This window comes from Pseudomonas sp. FFPRI_1 (assembly GCF_055384485.1).
In genome coordinates this window covers 3,686,075-3,707,343 of record NZ_AP029168.1, presented here as the reverse complement: position 1 = coordinate 3,707,343, position 21,269 = coordinate 3,686,075, and the positions used below count along the sequence as shown (strand labels likewise).

Sequence of the window (21,269 nt, the reverse complement as noted above, 5' to 3'; positions counted from 1 at the left end):
TCAAGATGAATTTTTCCCAGTTCTTCATATCCAGGCCGATCTTCGCCGCGGTGCTGTCGCTGCTGATCCTGATCGCCGGTGCCATCTCGCTGTTCCAGCTGCCCATCAGCGAATACCCGGAAGTGGTGCCGCCCACCGTGGTGGTGCGTGCCAACTTCCCGGGGGCCAACCCCAAGGTCATCGGTGAAACCGTGGCCGCGCCCCTGGAACAGGCGATCACCGGGGTCGAGAACATGCTCTACATGTCCTCGCAATCCACCGCTGACGGCAAGATCACCCTGACCATCACCTTCGCCCTGGGCACCGACCTGGACAACGCCCAGGTGCAGGTACAGAACCGCGTGACCCGTACCCAGCCCAAGCTGCCGGAAGAAGTGACGCGCATTGGTATCACCGTGGACAAGGCCTCTCCGGACCTGACCATGGTGGTCCACCTGACCTCGCCGGACAAACGCTACGACATGCTCTACCTGTCCAACTACGCCCTGCTCAACATCAAGGATGAGCTGGCGCGCCTGGGCGGTGTCGGGGATGTGCAGCTGTTCGGCATGGGCGACTACTCGCTGCGGGTCTGGCTGGATCCGAACAAGACCGCCTCGCGCAACCTGACCGCCACCGACGTGGTCACCGCCATCCGTGAACAGAACCGCCAGGTGGCCGCCGGTGCCCTGGGCGCGCCGCCTGCGCCGACCGCCACCAGCTTCCAGCTGTCGGTCAACACCCAGGGCCGCCTGGTCACCGAGGAAGAGTTCGAGAACATCATCATCCGCTCCGGCGACGACGGTGAGATCACTCGCCTCAAGGACATCGCCCGCATCGAGCTGGGGTCGAGCCAGTACGCCTTGCGTTCGCTGCTCAACAACCAGCCGGCGGTGGCGATCCCGATCTTCCAGCGCCCGGGCTCCAACGCCATCGAGATCTCCAATGAAGTGCGGGCCAAGATGGCCGAACTGAAGAAGAGCTTCCCGCAGGGCATGGACTTCAGCATCGTCTACGACCCGACCATCTTCGTCCGTGGCTCCATCGAAGCGGTGGTGCACACCCTGTTCGAAGCGCTGATCCTGGTGGTGCTGGTAGTGATCCTGTTCCTGCAGACCTGGCGCGCCTCGATCATCCCGCTGGTCGCGGTACCGGTGTCGCTGATCGGCACCTTCGCGGTCATGCACCTGTTCGGCTTCTCGCTCAACGCCCTGTCGCTGTTCGGCCTGGTGCTGGCCATCGGCATCGTGGTGGACGACGCCATCGTGGTGGTGGAGAACGTCGAACGCAACATCGGCCTGGGCCTGAACCCGGTGGAAGCCACCAAGCGCGCCATGCGTGAAGTGACCGGCCCGATCATCGCCACCGCCCTGGTGCTGTGCGCGGTGTTCGTACCGGCGGCCTTCATCAGCGGCCTGACCGGGCAGTTCTACAAGCAGTTCGCCCTGACCATTGCCATCTCCACGGTGATCTCGGCCTTCAACTCCCTGACCCTGTCGCCGGCCCTGGCCGCGGTACTGCTCAAGGAACACCATGCGCCCAAGGACCGCTTCTCGAGGATCCTCGACACGCTGCTGGGGGGCTGGCTGTTCAAACCCTTCAACCGCTTCTTCGATCGCGCCAGCCATGGCTACGTCGGCACCGTGCGCCGGGTTATCCGCGGCAGCGGCATCGCCCTGTTCCTCTATGCCGGCCTGATGGTGCTGACCTGGTTCGGCTTCGCCCACACCCCGACCGGTTTCGTCCCGGCCCAGGACAAGCAGTACCTGGTGGCCTTCGCCCAACTGCCGGACGCCGCCAGCCTGGACCGCACCGAAGACGTGATCAAGCGCATGTCCGACATTGCCCTCAAGCAACCGGGCGTGGAAAGCGCGGTGGCCTTCCCTGGCCTGTCGATCAACGGTTTCACCAACAGCCCGAACAACGGCATCGTCTTCGTCACCCTGAAACCCTTCGACGAACGCAAGGACCCGAGCATGTCCGCCGGGGCCATCGCCGGTGCCCTGAACGGCAAGTACGCGGATATCCAGGACGCCTACATGGCGATCTTCCCACCGCCGCCGGTACAGGGCCTGGGAACCATCGGCGGCTTCCGCCTGCAAGTGGAGGACCGCAGCGGGCTGGGTTACGACGAGCTGTATAAGGAAGTGCAGAACGTCATCACCAAGAGCCGCAGCGTGCCGGAACTGGCCGGGCTGTTCACCAGCTACCAGGTCAACGTGCCCCAGGTCGATGCTGCCATCGACCGGGAAAAGGCCAAGACCCACGGCGTGGCGATCTCCGACATCTTCGACACCCTGCAGATCTACCTGGGTTCGCTGTATGCCAACGACTTCAACCGCTTTGGCCGCACCTACCAGGTCAACGTCCAGGCCGAGCAGCAGTTCCGACTCGAACCCGAGCAGATCGGCCAGCTGAAAGTGCGCAACAACAAGGGCGAGATGATCCCCCTGGCGACCTTCATCAAGGTCAGCGACACCGCAGGCCCCGACCGCGTGATGCACTACAACGGTTTTGTCACCGCGGAAATCAACGGCGCAGCGGCCCCGGGCTACAGCTCCGGGCAGGCGGAAGCGGCGATCGAGAAACTGCTCAAGGAAGAACTGCCCAACGGCATGACCTACGAATGGACCGAGCTGACCTACCAGCAGATCCTGGCTGGTAACACCGCGCTGTTCGTCTTCCCGCTCTGCGTACTGCTGGCCTTCCTGGTGCTGGCGGCTCAGTACGAAAGCTGGAGCCTGCCGCTGGCGGTGATCCTGATCGTGCCCATGACCCTGCTGTCGGCGATTACCGGGGTGATCGTCTCCGGTGGCGACAACAACATCTTCACCCAGATCGGCCTGATCGTACTGGTGGGCCTGGCCTGCAAGAACGCGATCCTGATCGTCGAGTTCGCCAAGGACAAGCAAGAGGAAGGCCTCGACCCGCTGGCCGCGGTTCTGGAAGCCTGCCGCCTGCGTCTGCGGCCGATCCTGATGACCTCCTTCGCCTTCATCATGGGCGTGGTGCCCCTGGTGATCTCCAGCGGCGCCGGTGCGGAAATGCGTCACGCCATGGGTGTCGCGGTGTTCTCCGGGATGCTCGGGGTGACCTTCTTCGGCCTGCTGCTGACCCCAGTGTTCTATGTACTGATCCGCAACTATGTGGAGCGCAGCGAGGCGCGCAAGGCCGCCCGCGCTCTGCAACTGGAGGCGCAACAATGAGTTCCAAAGTGTTCCTGCCGAGCCTGCTGGTGCTGGCCCTGAGCGCCTGCGCCGTGGGCCCGGACTACCAGACCCCGACCACCGAGGCGGCGCACATCAGCGCCGCCACCGATGGCGCCGCCGGGCAGAAGAACTTCGACCGCGCACGTTTCGAAGGCATCTGGTGGCAGCAGTTCGACGACCCGACCCTCAACCAGTTGGTAACCCAGTCGCTGCAGGGCAACCGTGAACTGCGGGTGGCCTTTGCCCGCCTGCGGGCCGCCCGGGCGATTCGCGATGACGCCAGCAATGACGCCATGCCGACCATCACCAGCCGCGCCAGCAGCGACCTGGCCAAGGGGCAGATCCCCGGCCAGACCACCAAGCGGGTCAACAGCGAGCGCTACGACCTGGGCCTGGACATGGCCTGGGAGCTGGACCTGTTCGGCCGCATCCAGCGCAACCTGGAAGCCACCGACGCCGACCAGCAGGCCGCCGAGGCTGACCTGTACCAGCTGCAGGTGACCCTGATCGCCGAGCTGGTGGACGCCTACGGCCAACTGCGCGGTGCGCAACTGCGGGAAAAGATCGCCCTGGCCAACCTGAACAACCAGCAGGAGTCGCGCAAGATCACCGAAAGCCTGCGCGACGCCGGGGTCGGCGACCAGCTCGACGTGGTCCGCGCCGATGCGCGCCTGGCCTCGGTGGAGGCCAGCGTGCCGCAACTGCAGGCGGAACAGGTGCGCCAGCGCAACCGTATCGCCACCTTGCTGGGCCAGCGCCCGGATCAATTGAGCGTCGACCTGTCGCCGGCGCAGTTGCCGGCGATCGCCAAGGCCCTGCCCATCGGTGACCCGGGCGAACTGCTGCAACGGCGTCCGGACATCCTCAGTGCCGAACGCCAGCTGGCGGCAGCCACGGCGCGCATCGGCGTGGCCAAGGCCGACCTGTTTCCCAAGGTCAGCCTCAGCGGCTTCCTCGGCTTCACCGCCGGGCGCGGTTCACAGATCGGCTCCTCGGCGGCCAACGCCTGGGCCCTGGGCCCGAGCATCACCTGGGCAGCCTTCGACCTGGGCAGCGTCCGAGCCCGGCTGCGGGGTGCCAATGCCAACGCCGATGGCGCCCTGGCCAATTACGAACAGCAAGTGCTGCTGGCCCTGGAAGAGTCGGAAAACGCCTTCAGCGACTACGGCAAGCGCCAGCAACGGCTGATCTCCTTGATTCGCCAGAGCGAATCCAGCCGCGCCGCCGCCGACCTGGCCGAGATCCGCTACCGCGAAGGCACCGTGGACTTCCTGGTGCTGCTGGACGCCCAGCGTGAGCGCCTGGCCGCCGAAGACAGCCAGGCCCAGGCCGAGGTCGACCAGTACCGCGGCATCGTCGCCATCTACAAGGCCCTCGGTGGCGGCTGGCAGCCGGACACGCTGGCCAGCAAGTAAGGATTTGCAACGAGCTCCTTTGGTTGGCCGCAACCAACCAATGTTTAGCCCCGTGGATCATTCGGTCGCGGGGCTTTTTTTTGCTCGTCTCGCGGACGCCTTCGCCGGCAAATATCCACGCACTCCCTGCCAGCCGTAGGCGCTGGTTTGCCAGCGAAGGCGCCCGCCAGAACACCACACGGCTCAAGGCCCTCTTCGCCGGCAAGCCGGCTCCTACAAATATCCGCACATTCCCTCTGCCAGCCGTAGGAGCTGGCTTGCCAGCGAAGGCGCCCGCCAGAACGCCACACGGCTCAAGGCCCTCTTCGCCGGCAAGCCGGCTCCTACAAATCTCCCCACATTCCCTCTGCCAGCCGTAGGAGCTGGCTTGCCAGCGAAGGCGCCCGCCAGAACACCACACGACTCAAGCCCCTCTTCGCCGGCAAGCCGGCTCCTACAAATACCCACGCATTCCCTGCCAGCCGTAGGAGCTGGCTTGCCAGCGAAGGCGTCCGCCAGAACACCACACGACTCAAGGCCCTCTTCGCCGGCAAGCCGGCTCCTACAAATATCCACACATTCCCTGCCAGCCGTAGGAGCTGGCTTGCCAGCGAAGGCGCCCGCCAGAACACCGCACGACTCAAGCCCCTCTTCGCCGGCAAGCCGGCTCCTACAAATATCCGCACATTCCCTGCCAGCCGTAGGAGCTGGCTTGCCAGCGAAGGCGCCCGCCAGAACACCACACGACTCAAGGCCCTCTTCGCCGGCAAGCCGGCTCCTACAAATCTCCCCACATTCCCTGCCAGCCGTGGGAGGTGGCGTGGTGATAGAGACCGTCGATCATGCAGTCGGGCATAGCGATTGGACAGGCTGCCGGCAGGCTCCTAATCTTCACCCGCCGTGTAGTCGCCCTGGCCCATCCCCGATGATTGTCCGTCCCAAGCCCAACCTGATCAGCATCCTCTTCGCCCTCAAGGGTTCGATCGCCAAGCGCATTGCCTGGCGCTGCGCGCTGGTGACCCTGCTGGCCTCGGCCATCGTGCTGATAGAAACCCTGGAGCCGAGCTATTTCTCCAAGGTCAACGCCACGCCCTTCACCCTGTTGGGGCTGTCGCTGTCGATCTTCATGAGCTTTCGCAACAACGCTTGCTACGACCGCTGGTGGGAAGGCCGCAAGCAACTTGGGCAACTGATCATCGAAGTGCGTTCGCTGATCCGGGAAAGCCTGGTGATCGAGGGCAATCCGGAGCGCGAGGGCCTGCTGCGGGACCTGTGCGGTTTCGCCCACAGCCTGATCGCCCGCCTGCGCCATGAAGACGAGGCCCCCGCCCTGCGCCCCTGGGCCCAGGCCAGCCTCGACCCCGGCCACCCGAACCTCACCGATGCCCAGTTGCAGCGCATCGGCCAACGCTGTTCGCAATGGGCCGGGCAAGGGCTGATCAGTGAATGGCGCTACACCCAGCTGGAAACCCGGCTGGTCAGCCTGAGCCTGGTGCAGGCCTCCTGCGAGCGGATCCAGAACACCCCGCTGCCTTTTCCCTACACCCTGCTGCTGCACCGCACCATCTACCTGTTCTGCATCATCCTGCCATTCGCCATGGCCGAGCCCCTGGGCTGGCTGGCGCCAATCTTCACCGCCATCATCAGCTACACCTTCCTGGGCCTGGACGAGATCGGCAACGATCTGGAAGACCCCTTTGGCTACGACGACAACGACCTGCCCTGCAGCGCCTTGCTGCGCGGGCTGGAGCGCGAAGTCCTGGCGGCCCTGGGGCAGTCTGAACTGCCACCGCCGCTGGCTCCGCAGGAATTCGTCCTGACCTGAGCCGGGGTTTGACTCGGGCCGGTTCCTGACCGAAGCTTGCGCCTTCAAAAAGTCGTCAGCCATGGATTCCTGCATGACCCAGCCCCGCCGCTACCTGCTGCTCAGCCTGCTTGTCGTCATCGTCCTGGCCCTCGCCTGGAGCTTCCTGCGCAGCAGCCCGCCAGCGGTTCCCGAGGCCATCAAGCACGGCTATGGCCAGGCCCTGGAAAAGGCCCGCACCGGCCAGCCTGGTGCGGCACGGGTGCTCTATCAGCAGTTGGGACGGCCCGACCTCAGCGACCAGCAGCGCATCCGCCTGCTGGCGGTATTGCCCAACTACCCCAGCCCCCAGGCCCTGAAACTGGCGGACGCCGACCTCCTGCACCCCTCGGCCGAGGTCCGCAAGGCGGCGATCAAGAGCGTGCTTGGCCTGGTGCCCAGCGGCCAGCGCAGCCTGCTCCTGGGCCCGTTGCTCGATGATCAAGAACAGAGCGTGCGCTTTGCCGCGGTGGATGCCCTGCTGGGGCTGTCGCCCGATGACCAGGGGCTGTACTTCGGCCCGTTGCAGCAGGTGATCGACGAGTACACCCAAGTGCTCAAGACCCAGGGCGACAACGTCGAGGCCCAGTACCAGCTGGCGCGCCTGTACCTGCACAACGCCGACTTAATCAAGGCCCAGCAGACCCTGGAACAGGCGTTGCGCCTGGCGCCGGACAACCTGCAGGCGGTGGTGCTGCAGATCGAAGTGCTGGACAAGCAGGGCCAGAGCGACGCCGCCCGCCAGTTGCTGGCCAAGCAGCTGCAGGCCCAGCAGGACTCGGCCTACCTGCAACATGCCCTGGGGCTCTGGTTGCTGCACCACGGCCAGGGGGAGTTCGCGCTGCTGGGCCTGTCCCGGGCGGTGGAGCTGGAACCCAACAACGCCGCCTACCGCTACGACCTGGCCACCACCCTGTACAGCGAGAAAGAACTGGAAGCCGCACAGAAGCAGCTGGAGGAAATCGTCCAGCGCCAGCCCTACAACCGCAAGGCACGGGTGCTGCTGATCAACTACTGGAAGGAAAGCGGCCAGTTGCAGAATGTCCAGGTGCTGCTGGCTCAGCTGGAACAGCAGAACCCCGATGACCCGGCGTTGCAGCAGGGGCTATAAGCCCCCTGCGCCCTGCCCGCCAGCGCCCCCTGGATAAAAGGTTGAACCGCTTTCGCCGCCGACGGTCAAGTGAACAAGCAGCGATGGCAAAGCGTTCGCGCCGTCGCTGGCCAACTGGACCCATTGTGCGAGGGCATTGATTGTCGACCTCAACCGCGTTGCTCAACCCCAAAGCCGCCACCGGCATCGAAGGCCTGGACAATATCCTCAGCGGAGGGTTGTCCCGCGGCCACGTGTTCCTGCTGGAAGGCGAACCCGGCACCGGCAAGACCACCGTGGCCTTGCAATTCCTGCGGGCCGGCGCCCAGGCCGGTGAACGCTGCCTGTACATCACCCTCTCGGAAACCGAGCGCGAGCTGCGCCAGGGCGCGCAATCCCACGGCTGGGAGCTGGATGAGAATATCCACCTGTTCGAGCTGACCCCACCGGAAAGCCTGCTCAATGCCGAGCATCAGCAAAGCCTGCTGTACTCCTCGGACCTGGAGCTGGGGGAAGCCACGCGGCAGATCTTCGAGGTGGTGGAACGGGTCAAGCCGACCCGGGTGGTGCTCGACAGCCTCTCGGAAATCCGCCTGCTGGCCCAGAGCTCCCTGCGCTACCGACGACAGATCCTGGCGATCAAGCACTACTTCGTGCGCTATGACGCCACCGTCCTGCTGCTGGACGACCTGACCACGGAATCCCTGGACAAAACCGTGCACAGCGTGGCCCACGGGGTGATCCGCCTGGAGGAACTGACCCCCAGCTACGGCGCCGAGCGCCGGCGCATACGGGTAGTGAAGTACCGCGGCCAGAAGTACCGCGGCGGCTTCCATGACTTCACCATCATGGGCGACGGGGTGCACGTGTTCCCGCGCCTGGTGGCCGCCGAGCACCGTGGCCGCTACGAACGCCTGACCCTGACCAGCGGCATCCGGGAAATGGATGCGCTGCTCGGCGGTGGCATCGAGACCGGCTCCAGCACCCTGATCCTCGGCCCTGCGGGCACCGGCAAATCATTGATCTCGATGATCTTCGCCGCCGCAGCCGTGGCCCGGGGCGAGAAAGCCGCGCTGTTCATCTTCGACGAAGAGCTGGGGCTGCTGTTCGAGCGCATGGCCAACATGGGCATCGACCTGAAGGCACTGCAGGCTTCGGGCAACCTGCTGATCGAGCAGGTGGACGCTGCCGAGTTGTCGCCCGGAGAGTTTTCCCATCGGGTCCGGCGCTGTGTCGACCTGGGCCAGATCAAGACCGTGGTGATCGACAGCATCAATGGCTACCAGGCCGCCATGCCCGAGGAAAACGCCCTGGTGCTGCACATGCACGAGTTGCTGCTGTACCTCAACCGCCAGGGTGCGGCGACCTTCATGACCGTGGCCCAGCATGGGCTGGTGGGCGACATGCAGGCCCCGGTGGACATCACCTACCTGGCGGACACGGTGATCCTGCTGCGCTACTTCGAGGCCCTGGGCAAGGTACGCCGGGCCATCTCGATCATCAAGAAACGCACCGGCAGCCATGAGTCGACCATCCGCGAGTACCGCATCAGCGGCCACGGGCTGACCATTGGCGAACCCCTGGAAGCCTTCCAGGGCGTGCTGCGGGGTGTGCCTACCTACCTCGGCGAGGGCAAACCGCTGCTCGGGGACGAGGGGCAATGAGCACTGACCTGGCCTTCGCCGAGCGTACCCTGGTGCTCACGCCCCACGGGCGTGACAGCCAACTGGCGCAGACGATGCTCGACGAAGCCGGCTTTCGCAGCCTGGTCACCCCTCACCTGCCGGCGCTGTGCGAGGCTCTGGAGCAAGGCGCAGGCCTGGTGATCATCGCCGCCGAAGCCCTGCGCGGGGCGGACCTGGAACCCCTGCTGCGCCATCTGGACCAGCAACCTGCCTGGTCGGACCTGCCGATCGTGCTGCTGACCCAGCACGGCGGCCCCGAACAGAACCCGGCGTCACGCTTCAGCCCACTGTTGGGCAACGTCAGCTTTCTTGAACGGCCCTTCCATCCCGCGACCCTGATCAGCCTGGTCAGCGCCGCCCTGCGCGGCCGCCGTCGGCAGTACGAAGCCCGGGACCGGTTGATCGACCTGAGCCAAAGCGAACTGCGCCTGCAACGAACCCTGGAAACCCTCGAACAACAAGTGGAAGAGCGCACCGCGCAACTGCGGCACAACGAGGAAGCCCTGCGCCAGTCGCAGAAAATGGAAGCGGTGGGCCAGCTCACCGGCGGCATCGCCCATGACTTCAACAACATGCTGACCGGCATCATCGGCAGCCTGGAACTGCTGCGTCGGCGCCTGGCCCGGGGCCGCACCGAAGACCTGGACAGCCTGATCGACCTGGGGGTCACCTCGGCCAACCGCGCCGCCGGCCTGACCCATCGGCTGCTGGCGTTCTCCCGGCGCCAGTCACTGGATTCCAAGCCCGTGGAGATGAACGCCCTGGTGGCGTCCATGGGCGAATTGCTGCAGCGCAGCCTGAGCGAAAGCATCCAGCTGGACATGCAGCTCGATCCGCAGCTGTGGGTCGCCGAGGCCGACCCGAACCAGCTGGAAAGCGCCCTGCTCAACCTGGTGCTCAATGCCCGGGACGCCATGCCCCATGGTGGCCGCCTGCTGGTGGAGACCCTCAACCAGCGCCTGGCCCCGGACTTTACCGAGGCCCACGACAATCTCGACCCCGGCGACTATGTGCTGCTGCGGGTCAGCGACAATGGCTGCGGCATGCCCGAGGCCATCATCAACCGGGTGTTCGACCCCTTCTTCACCACCAAGCCCATCGGCCAGGGCACCGGCCTTGGGCTGTCGATGATCTACGGCTTCAGCAAGCAGTCCCGCGGCCACGTCTCGCTCAACAGCATGGTTGGCCGCGGCACCGAGGTCAGCCTCTACCTGCCGCGTTTTGGCGGCGCCCTGGAACAGGACGAGGACCCACAGACACAGCAACCCTTGGCCGCACAGAACGGCGAGACCGTACTGATTGTCGAGGATGACCCGGCAGTGCGGGTGCTGGTCAGCGCGGTACTCAGCGAGCTGGGCTACGCCTTTCTGGTGGCCGCCGATGCACGCAGCGCGATGCCGATCCTCGATTCGCCGCAACCCATCGACCTGCTGATCAGCGACGTCGGGCTGCCGGGCATGAACGGCCGGCAACTGGCGGAGATCGGGCGGCAGATCCGCCCGGAACTGAAGGTGCTGTTCATCACCGGCTACGCCGAGCACGCCGCCGTGCGTGGCGGCTTCCTCGACCCCGGCATGCAACTGATCACCAAGCCCTTCACCTTCGACCTGTTGACCGCCAAGGTACGGGAGATGATCCGCGACTGAGGGCCCGGTTCAGGCCAGCAACCGCTGGATCTGTTCGTGCAGGCTGTTGAGGTCGAAGGGTTTGGCCAGGATCGGCGCCTTGCGGGTGATGGGGCTGGCGCATTCAAGGATCTCGTTGGGGTAGCCGCTGATGAAGATCACCTTGAGATCCGGGCGCAGCTTGACCGCCGGTTCGGCGATCATCACCCCGGTAATGCCGCCCGGCAGCCGGTAGTCGGTGATCATCAGGTCCAGGTGCGGCTTGCTGGCGAGGATCTCGAATGCCTGCTCGCCGTTTTCGGCCTGCAGCACCCAGTAGCCCAGGCCCGACAGGTAGTCGGCCAGGAGCATCAGGATCACGGGTTCATCTTCGACGATCAGTACGACGTCTTGTGCATCTTCACTCATGGAAAACCTTTGTTCGGTCAATTGCTGCTGTTACGACCATTGGGTCACGCAGAGGTTGCGTCTGCGTGACGCTTTTCGCGATTTCGCCGGCCAGCCGGCTCCTACAAATATCCAGGCATTCCCTGCCAACCGTAGGCGCTGGCTTGCCAGCGAAGGCGCCCGCCAGAACACCACACGACTCAAGGCCCTCTTCGCCGGCAAGCCGGCTCCTACAAATATCCACGCATTCCCTGCCAGCCGTAGGAGCTGGCTTGCCAGCGAAGGCGCCCACCAGAACACCACACGACTCAAGGCCCTCTTCGCCGGCAAGCCGGCTCCTACAAATACCCGCACATTCCCTGCCAACCGTAGGAGCTGGCTTGCCAGCGAAGGCGCCCGCCAGAACACCACACGACTCAAGGCCCTCTTCGCCGGCAAGCCGGCTCCTACAAATATCCAGGCATTCCCTGCCAGCCGTAGGAGCTGGCTTGCCAGCGAAGGCGCCCGCCACAACGCTACACGACTCAAGGCCCTCTTCGCCGGCAAGCCGGCTCCTACAAATATCCGCACATTCCCTGCCAGCCGTAGGAGCTGGCTTGCCAGCGAAGGCGCCCGCCAGAACACCACACGACTCAAGGCCCTCTTCGCCGGCAAGCCGGCTCCTACAGTCAGGCCAGGGGCAGGCTTACGCGGAACAGTGCACCTTCGCCAATCCGACTTTCGACACTGATGGTGCCGCCGTGGGCGGTGACGATCTGCTCGGAAATAAACAGCCCCAGGCCCAGGCCCGCCGACACATGGCTGGCACTGACTCGCTCGAACTGCTGGAAGATCCGCGCCTGGTTTTCTTCGCTGATGCCGATCCCATGGTCGCGGACTTCCACGCACGCCTCCCCGGCCTCGGCAAACACCCGCACCTCGATCGGGCTCTTGGCTCCGTAGCGCAGGGCATTGGTCAGCAGGTTGGACACCACCTGCTCGATGCGGAACTCGTCCCAGTTGCCCTCAAGCGGTTCTTCGGCCTGCAGGGTCAGGGACGATTGCGCCGCCTCCACCTGGGGCGCGAAGTTCTCCACGAGCCCGCGCACCAGCTGCGCCAGGTCGAACCGTGACGGGCGGATCGACAGCTTGCCGGTGCGGATCCGCGAGATGTCCAGCATGTCCTCGATCAGGCGGATCAGGCTTTTAATCTGGCGCTCGTCGCGGTCGACCATGGCGTGCATCTTGTCCAGGCTGAAGGCCGCGGCGTTCTCCCGGGCCAGGTGCATCTTGCGCAGCTGGGTCTCCAGGATCAGGCCATTGAGGGGGGTGCGCACCTCATGGGCGACGATGGACATGAAGTCATCGCGCATGCGCACCGCCTGCTCCAGTTCGCCCTGGGTGGCCTGGAGCTTTTTCAGCAAGGCTTCCTGCTCGCGACGGCTCTGCTCCAGCGCCTCGACTTGCTGCTTCATGGCCTTGCTCTGGCGATACAGGTCGACGAACACGTTGACCTTGCTTTTCACCGCATGGATGTCCAGGGGCTTGTGCAGGAAATCGACGGCGCCACTCTCGTAGCCCTTGAACGCGTAGTTCAGCTCGCGTCCAGCGGCGCTGACGAAAACGATCGGAATGTTCTTGGTCTTCTCGGTGCCGCGCATCAGTTCGGCCAGCTCGAAGCCGTTCATGCCGGGCATCTGCACATCGAGGATGGCCATGGCGAACTCATGCTGGAGCAGCAGCGACAAGGCTTCGTCGGCCGACAGTGCCTTGTACACCGTGCGGTCCTCACGCTTGATCAAGGCTTCGAGGGCCAGCAGGTTCTCCGGCAGATCGTCGACGATCAGCAGCTTGGCTTGGATATTACTTAGCATGGGATTCGTTCCAGCTCGGCAAGCAGACGGCTGATGCCGCGCAAAGGGAGAATGTAATCCGGTTGGTGCAGGGCCAGGGCCGCGTCCGGCATGGTCGAGACATGGGCTTCATCGGGGTCCTGGACGATGGTCAGGCCGCCTTGGCGCTTGACCTCGGCCAGGCCCCGGGCACCGTCCTGGTTGGCGCCGGTCAGGAGCACCGCCGCCAGGTTGTGGCCATAGGCATCGGCGGCCGATTCGAACAGGTAGTCGATGGCCGGGCGCGAATGGTGCAACCGCTCCTCCTGGCTCAGGGACAGGCTACGGTCCTGCTCCACCGACAGGTGATAGCCGGGCGCCGCGAAATACAGGGTGCCGGGAACGATCTGCTCCTTGTCGTCGGCCTCCTTCACCGGCAGCGCCAGGCGCCGGTCGAAGACGTCGGCCAACTGGCTGCGGCGCTCGTCGGGCAGGTGCAGGACCACGATCACCGGCAGCTGGAAGCCCTCGGGGAAATCACTGAAGAGGTTCAACAGCGCCTCGACGCCACCGGCGGATGCACCGACCACTATGGCTTCGACCCGCCGCCGCCAATGCGGCTTGGCATTCTCCCGGTTCATGTCTTGCGATAGATCCGTTCTTGTTTGACCAGGGGCTCGAAGTGCTTGCCGTAGGCAGAAAAGTCCAGGGTCTCCTTGCTGCCCAGTACCAAGAAACCACGATGGCAGAGTGACTCGTGAAACAGTCCGAAGGCCCGATCCTGAAGTTTTTTATTGAAATAAATCAATACGTTACGACATGAAATTAATTGAGTTTCTGAGAATACGCTATCGGTTGCCAGGCTGTGATCGGCAAAGGTCACGTTCTCCCGCAGGCTCTTGTCGAAGATCGCGTAATCGTAGGCCGCGGTGTAGTAGTCGGCAAAGGAACGCTGGCCACCGGCCTGCTGGTAGTTGTGGGTATAGGCCCGCACGTTCTCCAGGGAGAAGATGCCCTGCTTGGCTTTTTCCAGGGAACTGGGGTTGATGTCCGTGGCGTAGATGATGGTGCGCTCCAGCAGCCCTTCCTCGCGCAGCAGGATGGCCATGGAATAGACCTCCTCGCCAGTGCTGCAGCCGGCGATCCAGATCTTGATCGACGGGTAGGTCTTGAGCAGCGGCACCACTTCCTGGCGGATCGCCAGGAAATGCGAGGGGTCGCGAAACATCTCGCTCACCGGAATGGTCAGGAACTGCAGCAGTTGCATGAACGCCGTGGGGTCGTGCAGCACCCGCTCCTGCAGCGCCGAGATGGTCTTGCAGTCGAACTGGCGCAGGGCGTGGCTGACCCGGCGCTTGATCGAAGCACCGGAATAGTCGCGGAAGTCGTAGCTGTATTTGAGATAAATCGCTTCGATCAACAAGCGCAGTTCGATTTCGGTATTACGCTCCACTAAATTCTTTCCATCTTGGGTAGCCAGACTCGGATCAACGAGAACAACCGGTCGAGGTCGATGGGCTTGGCCAGGTAGTCGTTGGAGCCCGCCTGCAGGCAGCGCTCCTGATCATCCTTCATGGCCTTGGCGGTTACCGCGATGATCGGCAGCTTGCGCCAGCGCGGGTCCTTGCGGATCTGCACCGTTGCCTCGAAACCGTCCATCTCCGGCATCATCACGTCCATCAGCACCAGGTCGATGTCCTCGACTTCATTGAGTTTCGCGATGGCTTCATGGCCGTTACGGCCAATCACCACCACCGCGCCCTTGTGTTCCAGGGCGCTGGTCAGGGCGAAGATGTTGCGCACGTCGTCATCCACCAGGAGGATCTTGCGCCCCTCGAACACCTTGTCGCGGCTGCGGGCGGTCTTGAGCATCTTCTGCCGTTCATGGGACAACTGGGATTCGACTTTGTGCAGAAAAAGCGTCACTTCATCCAGCAGGCGCTCCGGCGAGCGTGCGCCCTTGATGATGATCGAGCGTGAATACTTGCGCAGCTCGGCCTCTTCGTCCCGGGTCAGGTTGCGCCCGGTGTAGACGATCACCGGCGGGAAGGAGCAGATGTCCTCGGTGGACATGCGCTTGAGCAGGTCGTTGCCGAGCATGTCCGGCAGCTTGAGGTCGATGATCATGCAGTCGTAGACGTTCTCGCGCAGCAGGTCCAGGGCATCCTGGGCCAGGCCCACGGCGGTGATCTCTATGTCATCGTCGCCGATCAGCCGAGCAATGCTGTCGCGCTGCAGGTCGTCGTCCTCCACCAGCAGCACGCGCTTGACCTTCTGCGTCAGCTTGGCTTCGAGGCGGGCGAAGACGTCCTTGAGCTCCTCGCGGGTGGTGGGTTTTACCGCATAGCCCACGGCGCCCATGTGCATGGCCGCTTCCACCCGGTCTTCCACCGAGATCACATGCACCGGAATGTGCCGGGTCTGGGCATGCTCCTTGAGCCGCTGCAATACGGTCAGCCCGGAATGGTCGGGCAGGCGCATGTCCAGCAGGATCGCATCGGGAAGGAACTCGCAGGCCAGGCTGTAGCCTTCGTCGGCGCCATGGGCCACCAGACAGTGGTAACCCAGCTCGTGGGCCAGGTCGAAAAGAATGTGGGCGAAGTTGGCCTCGTCCTCCACCACCAGGATGCAACGGCTGCTGAACGGCGCCTTGTCGCGGTCATCGGCAAAACGCGGGATCTGCAGGCTGTCCGCCTCGACCACTGCCACGGCAGGGGCGGCGAGCGCTGGCGGCGCCAGCGCGGCGACCGGAACCTGAGGCGCCAGCACCGGCGCGGCAGCCTCGCTGTAGTGCTCCGGCAGCACCAGGGTGAACACGCTGCCACGCCCCGGCTCGCTGCTGACACTGATGGAGCCGCCGAGCAGGGTCGCCAGGTCCCGGGAGATCGACAGCCCCAGGCCGGTACCGCCATAGCGTCGGTTGGTGGTGCCATCGGCCTGGCGGAAGGCTTCGAAAATGCTCTCCTGCTGGTCCCCGGCGATACCAATCCCCGAATCCTGCACGGCAAAGGCGATGCCGGCGTCCGGATGGGCGCTGACACTCAGGCTGACCTGGCCCTTCTCGGTGAACTTGACCGCGTTGGACAACAGGTTCTTGAGAATCTGCTCGACCCGCTGGCGATCGGTGAACAGCATCTGCGGCACACCCGGTTGCAGCTCCACCTTGAACTCCAGGCCCTTGTCCGCCGTCAGCGGCTGGAACAGGCTGCGCAGGCCGTCCACCAGGCGCGGCACACTGGCGTTCTCCGGGCGCACTTCGAGCTTGCCCGCCTCGACCTTGGAAATATCGAGGATGTCGTTGATCAGGTTCAGCAGGTCATTGCCGGCGGAATAGATCGACTCGGCGAACTTGACCTGCTCGGCGCTGAGGTTGTCCTGGGGGTTCTCCGCCAGCAGCTTGGCCAGGATCAGTGAGCTGTTGAGCGGCGTGCGCAGCTCGTGGGACATGTTGGCGAGGAACTCGGACTTGTACTTGCTCGAGCGCTGCAGCTCCTCGGCACGGGCCTCGAGCTGGAGCTGCGCCTCGTTCAGCTCGCCGTTCTTGTGGTCCATGGCGTCGCGCTGGTCGGCCAGTACCTGGGCCTGCTCCGCCAGTTGTTCGTTGGTCTGCTCCAGCTCCACCTGCTGGGTTTCCAGGTGCGCCTGGGATTCCTTGAGAATCCGCGACTGCTCTTCCAGCTCTTCGTTGGCGGTCTTGAGTTCTTCCTGCTGCACCTGCAGCTCTTCATTGAGCTGCTGGGTCTCGGCCAGCACTTCCTGCAGGCGCTGGCGATAGCGCGCAGCCTCGATGGAGGTGCCGATGTTGGCGGCAATCAGTTCCAGCAGTTCCACATCGCGGTCGCTCAAGGCCCGCAGGAACCCCAGCTCGATCACCCCGTTGACCCGGCCGTCGTCGGTGGTCGGCACCACCAGCACACTGCGTGGCGCGCCCTCGCCGAGGCCGGAGCTGACCTTGAAGTAATCCGCCGGCACCTGGTCCAGGCGGATCAGGCGCTTGTGCTGTGCAGCCTGGCCCACCAGGCCTTCATCGCTGTACAGCGACTGCTCCTGCTGTTCCTGCTCCCGGGAGAAGCCATAGCTGGCCACGCGCTTGAGACCGCCGTGCTCTTCACGGACATACAGCGCCGCCACCGGGGTATCCAGGTAGTGGGCGCAGAACTGCAGGATGTTGCGGCCCAGCAGGTTCAGGGTCAGTTGCCCGAGCATCTGCTCGGCCAGTTCGGTCTGGCCGTTGCGCAGCCAGGCCTGCTGCTCCAGGCGCCGGGCGCTTTTTTCCTGGGCCTCGAGGTTGTCGCTGTAGCTTCTGGACAGGCTCAGCAGGTCGCGGCGCCCGACATAGGCCAACAGGCCGCTGATGCCCACCACGAACAGCAGATAGAGAACCACGCTGAAAATCGTCGTGCGGCTGACGTTTTCATTGCGCTCCAGGCGCAGCTGCTGCTCCATGGCCACCGCATTGTCGTACTCCTTGCGTACCTCGTCGGTCAGCCGCTTGCCGCGCCCGGCCTGCACCGCCGCCCGGTAGTCGCCGCTCTGGCGGCGCAAGTCGATCATGCCCTGGGCGTAGTTGTTCCACTCCACCTGCAGGGCTTCGAGGCGCTTGAGGCGGTCCACCTGCTGCGGGTTGTCCGCCACCAGCTCCTGCAAACCGCGCAGTTCGCTGATGATACGGGGCTTGGCCACCTCATAGGGGTCGAGGAAATGCTCGTCGCCGGTGATCAGGAAGCCGCGCATGCCGGTTTCCAGGTCAATGGTCAGGCGCGCGGCCTCATTGAGGTTGTTGATCACCCGGTCAGTGTGCTGCACCCACTGGATGACCGACAGCAGGTAGGTGATCAGGGACACGAAAAAAACCGCGCTGAGCACGCCAACACCCAGCGGCAGGCTGATGTTGCGGGTCAGCAGCTTGCGAAAACTCTGCTCATCAACCGAGGACGGACGAATCATTTGACGGACCTGGCTGCCAGTTAAAAAAACGAAGTTTGCCCCACATTCGGCCATGACAGCTATTTTTTATAAGCGTCGGCCCCGCCATTGCGATTTGACCTGCCCCGGGACAAGGGAAGCGGTTATTCTTGGCAACGCTTGTACAGCTGCGTTTTTTTGTACAGCTTCGGGAACTTGTGACAAGCCGCCACTTACTGATGCACAGGGCCCATTGCTACGCTGCCCCACCGAATTCATTTCTTGAGAGTGTCCCTATGCCCGCCAGCGCTTCCACCATCCTAGTCGTCGAAGACGATGCCATCGTGCGCATGCTGATTGTCGATGTGCTCGAAGAGCTCGAATTCAGCGTTGTCGAGGCCGACGGCGGCGAGGCGGCGCTGGGCCTGCTGCAAGACCTGGAGCAGCCCATCGACCTGCTGATGACCGATGTCGGCCTGCCCGGCATCAACGGTCGCGAACTGGCGGAGCAGGCCCGCCGGTTGCGTCCCCAGTTACCGGTACTGTTCGCCAGTGGCTACGCCGAGTCGATCGAGGTGCCCGCAGGCATGGCGGTGATCGGCAAGCCGTTCTCCATCGATCAGTTGCGCGACAAGGTGCGCGCCATCCTCGGCTGACCCCATCCGTCGGCGGCCCTGGGCTGTGGTTTAATGGCGGCCTTTTTTGCCCTTGCCTGCCAGGAATGCCCGCTGATGAGTCCCACCGCCGCAACCAAAGTCCTGATCATTGGTTACGTCTGGCCCGAGCCCCGCTCCTCCGCCGCCGGCGGGCACATGATGCAGATCCTCCAGTGCTTTCTCGACCAGGGCTGGGAACTGACCTTCAGCAGCCCGGCCAATGAAGGCGAGCACAAGGAGGACCTCCAGGCCCTGGGCATCCGCGAGTGTCCGATCGAGCTCAACAACGCAAGTTTCGACCGCTTCGTCGCCGAACTGGCGCCGGACATCGTGCTGTTCGACCAGTTCATGATGGAAGAACAGTTCGGCTGGCGCGTGGAACAACACTGCCCGAGCGCCCTGCGGGTCCTGGAAACCTCGGACCTGCAATGCCTGCGCCATGCCCGGCACCAGCGGCTCAAGGAGCACCTCAAGCGCGATGCCGACGAGGACGACTTCAGCCCCTTGTTCGCCAAGGCCGCGATCGAAGAGTTCCGGCACATGGCCGAAACCGACCTGGCCAAGCGCGAAATCGCCGCCCTCTACCGCTGCGACCTGAGCCTGATGGTTTCCCAGGTGGAAATCGAGTTGCTGGTCGAGCAGTTCGGCCTGCCAGCGGCCCTGCTGCACTGGTGCCCATTGATGGTGGAGCCATTGGCCGGGGACTTCATGCCCTTCGAGCAGCGAGCCCACTTCCTCAGCATCGGCAACTTCCGCCATGCGCCAAACTGGGACGCCGTGCTCTGGATGAAGAATCGTGTGTGGCCCCTGATCCGCCAGCAACTGCCAGGCGCACAGTTGCACCTGTACGGCGCCTACACCCCGCCCAAGGCCGCGGCGCTGCACAATCCGGCCCAGGGCTTTCACATCATGAACTGGGCCGAGGATGCGTTGCAGGTGATGAGCGCTGCGCGCATCTGCCTGGCGCCCCTGCGTTTTGGCGCCGGAATCAAGGGCAAGCTGCTCGACGCCATGCTGTGCGGCACCCCCAGCGTGACCACGCCGATGGGCAGCGAATCGATGCTCGAGGCGGGCCTGCCCTGGCCGGGAGCCGTGGCCGAATCGGCCAGCGCCCTGGCCGCGGCGGCGGTGGCGCTGTACCAGGATCAGGCCCGCTGGCAGCAGGCCCAGGCCCGGGGAGTGGCCTTGTTGGCGGCACGTTATTGCCAGCAAGTGCATGGCCCGGCGCTGATCCAGCGCCTGGAGCACTGCCGCCAGCACCTGGCGCAGTTGCGCCGGGACAACTTCACCGGTTCCATGCTGCGTCACCATCATCACAAGAGCACCCAGTACATGGCGCAATGGATCGAAGCCAAGAACCGCCCGGCCAGCCCCTGATCGGCAACTGCGGCCGTGGGGCAAGCGCCACCACAGCGGCGTGACCCGGCGTTGCTGCGCAACGGCAACGCCCGCTGCGACCTCGGCCGGCCACAGTGCCGCCATGGCCACCGAGGCTGGTGCGCACGTCGGGGGCGAGGCATTATCAACCCGGCCAACAACAAGAACAGACCCGCGCCATGAGTCGACCCGGCAAGATCACCGACCCCTCCTATGAACTGATGGACGACCACAACGGCCGTTCCATCATCTATCGCCAGCACGGTTTCCCCTGCCCGCTGGTGCGCTGGCATTTTCACAAGGAATACGAACTGCACCTGATCGTCGCCAGCTCCGGCAAGGTGTTCATCGGCGACTACATCGGCAACTTCTATCCCCAGACCCTGTTTCTCACCGGCCCCAACCTGCCCCACAACTGGATCAGCCAGGTGGCCGAGGACGAAGTGGTGAGCAAGCGCGACATGCTGGTGAACTTCACCGACGAGTTGTTCGACAACGCCAGCCAGGTATTCGCCGAACTGAAGAACCTCGGTCCGCTGCTGGAGCGGGCCCAGTGCGGCATCGAATTCCGCTGCCCGCACACCATCGCCCAGGCCGTGACGCTGATGCAGTGCATCGCCGACTCCAGCGGCATCACCCGCCTCGGGCACTTCTTCATCCTCATGGAACTGCTCGCCGCCTGCGACGACTACCAGTTGCTGTCCGGCACCACCCGCATGCAACTGGCGGATGAGCACAGCATCGACCGCACCAACCGAGCGGTGGACTACATCTTTGCCCACTACGCCCGGGAACTGCCCCTGGAAGAAGTCGCCGACTACCTGGGCATGAAGCCCAGTTATTTCTCCCGGGTGTTCAAGCAAGCCACCGGACGCTGCTTCATCGAGTTCGTCAATCGCCTGCGGATCAGCAAGTCCTGCGAACTGCTGGCCGATGGCAACAAACCGGTCACCGACGTGTGCTTCGAGTCGGGCTTCAACAACATTTCCAACTTCAACCGGCGCTTCCAGCAGCTCAAGGGCATGACCCCCTCCCACTACCGCCGCCTGGCGGTGCAACGGCTGACCGAACAGAACCTTGGCTGAGCCCCATGCTCGGCGCAGGGCTCAAGGGCCTCTTCGCCGGCAAGCCGGCTCCTACAAGAGCACCGCCGATATCGCGCCAGCTGTAGGAGCTGGCTTGCCAGCGAAGGCGGCCTCACGCCCGGTGCAAACCTCAAGGACCTCTTCGCCGGCAAGCCGGCTCCTACAAAAACACCGCCGATATCGCGCCAGCTGTAGGAGCTGGCTTGCCAGCGAAGGCGGCCTC

14 protein-coding genes are annotated in these 21,269 nt (G+C 64.2%); 9 read left to right on the top strand and 5 right to left on the bottom strand.

What is annotated here, in order from left to right; genetic code table 11:
• Positions 1-5: 5 nt before the first annotated feature.
• The 6 genes from ACZ5BO_RS16585 (at position 6) to ACZ5BO_RS16560 (ending at position 10,846) form a co-directional block, all read left to right on the top strand.
• Positions 6-3,185, top strand: coding sequence for an efflux RND transporter permease subunit (locus tag ACZ5BO_RS16585; RefSeq protein ID WP_464701103.1), 3,180 nt, complete (start codon positions 6-8; stop codon positions 3,183-3,185).
• Positions 3,182-4,603, top strand: a complete 1,422-nt coding sequence (locus ACZ5BO_RS16580) for an efflux transporter outer membrane subunit (RefSeq protein WP_464701101.1) — start codon at positions 3,182-3,184, stop codon at positions 4,601-4,603. The genes ACZ5BO_RS16585 and ACZ5BO_RS16580 overlap by 4 nt, the downstream gene beginning before the upstream one ends.
• Positions 4,604-5,507: 904 nt before the next feature.
• Positions 5,508-6,407 carry a bestrophin family protein gene (locus tag ACZ5BO_RS16575; protein WP_464701099.1) on the top strand — a complete coding sequence of 300 codons (900 nt, stop codon included), beginning with the start codon at positions 5,508-5,510 and terminating at the stop codon, positions 6,405-6,407.
• A gap of 73 nt (positions 6,408-6,480) precedes the next feature.
• On the top strand, positions 6,481-7,536 hold the full coding sequence (locus ACZ5BO_RS16570; protein ID WP_464701097.1) for a tetratricopeptide repeat protein: 1,056 nt from the start codon (positions 6,481-6,483) through the stop codon (positions 7,534-7,536).
• Between the two features lie 140 nt (positions 7,537-7,676).
• Positions 7,677-9,179, top strand: a complete 1,503-nt coding sequence (locus ACZ5BO_RS16565; protein ID WP_025132188.1) for an ATPase domain-containing protein — start codon at positions 7,677-7,679, stop codon at positions 9,177-9,179.
• Positions 9,176-10,846: an ATP-binding protein gene (locus ACZ5BO_RS16560; protein WP_464701095.1), complete on the top strand. Its 1,671-nt coding sequence runs from the start codon at positions 9,176-9,178 to the stop codon at positions 10,844-10,846. Before ACZ5BO_RS16565 ends, ACZ5BO_RS16560 begins: the two co-directional genes overlap by 4 nt.
• A 9-nt stretch (positions 10,847-10,855) precedes the next feature.
• Here the strand turns inward: ACZ5BO_RS16560 and ACZ5BO_RS16555 are convergent, their stop codons facing one another.
• From ACZ5BO_RS16555 to ACZ5BO_RS16535, 5 genes are all read right to left on the bottom strand, one after another.
• Positions 10,856-11,233: a response regulator gene (locus tag ACZ5BO_RS16555; RefSeq protein WP_025132190.1), complete on the bottom strand. Its 378-nt coding sequence runs from the start codon at positions 11,231-11,233 to the stop codon at positions 10,856-10,858.
• A 647-nt stretch (positions 11,234-11,880) separates the two neighbouring features.
• The gene (locus tag ACZ5BO_RS16550) at positions 11,881-13,065 is read right to left on the bottom strand and encodes a hybrid sensor histidine kinase/response regulator (protein WP_025128378.1); all 1,185 of its coding nucleotides are present in this window, start codon (positions 13,063-13,065) and stop codon (positions 11,881-11,883) included.
• Positions 13,059-13,664, bottom strand: a complete 606-nt coding sequence (locus ACZ5BO_RS16545) for a chemotaxis protein CheB (RefSeq protein WP_464701092.1) — start codon at positions 13,662-13,664, stop codon at positions 13,059-13,061. The genes ACZ5BO_RS16550 and ACZ5BO_RS16545 overlap by 7 nt, the downstream gene beginning before the upstream one ends.
• On the bottom strand, positions 13,661-14,476 hold the full coding sequence (locus tag ACZ5BO_RS16540; protein WP_025128376.1) for a CheR family methyltransferase: 816 nt from the start codon (positions 14,474-14,476) through the stop codon (positions 13,661-13,663). Before ACZ5BO_RS16540 ends, ACZ5BO_RS16545 begins: the two co-directional genes overlap by 4 nt.
• A complete protein-coding gene (locus ACZ5BO_RS16535) occupies positions 14,476-17,970 on the bottom strand; it encodes a response regulator (protein ID WP_464701090.1) in 3,495 nt (1,164 codons plus the stop codon). Before ACZ5BO_RS16535 ends, ACZ5BO_RS16540 begins: the two co-directional genes overlap by 1 nt.
• Before the next feature lie 254 nt (positions 17,971-18,224).
• On the opposite strand from ACZ5BO_RS16535, the gene ACZ5BO_RS16530 reads away from it, so the two are divergent.
• From ACZ5BO_RS16530 to ACZ5BO_RS16520, 3 genes are all read left to right on the top strand, one after another.
• On the top strand, positions 18,225-18,584 hold the full coding sequence (locus ACZ5BO_RS16530; RefSeq protein ID WP_025128374.1) for a response regulator: 360 nt from the start codon (positions 18,225-18,227) through the stop codon (positions 18,582-18,584).
• A 75-nt stretch (positions 18,585-18,659) separates the two neighbouring features.
• Positions 18,660-19,961, top strand: coding sequence for a glycosyltransferase (locus tag ACZ5BO_RS16525; RefSeq protein ID WP_464701087.1), 1,302 nt, complete (start codon positions 18,660-18,662; stop codon positions 19,959-19,961).
• 179 nt (positions 19,962-20,140) lie between these two features.
• Entirely contained in the window at positions 20,141-21,046 is a 906-nt protein-coding gene (locus ACZ5BO_RS16520) for an AraC family transcriptional regulator (protein WP_025128372.1), read from the top strand.
• The last annotated feature ends 223 nt before the right edge of the window (positions 21,047-21,269 follow it).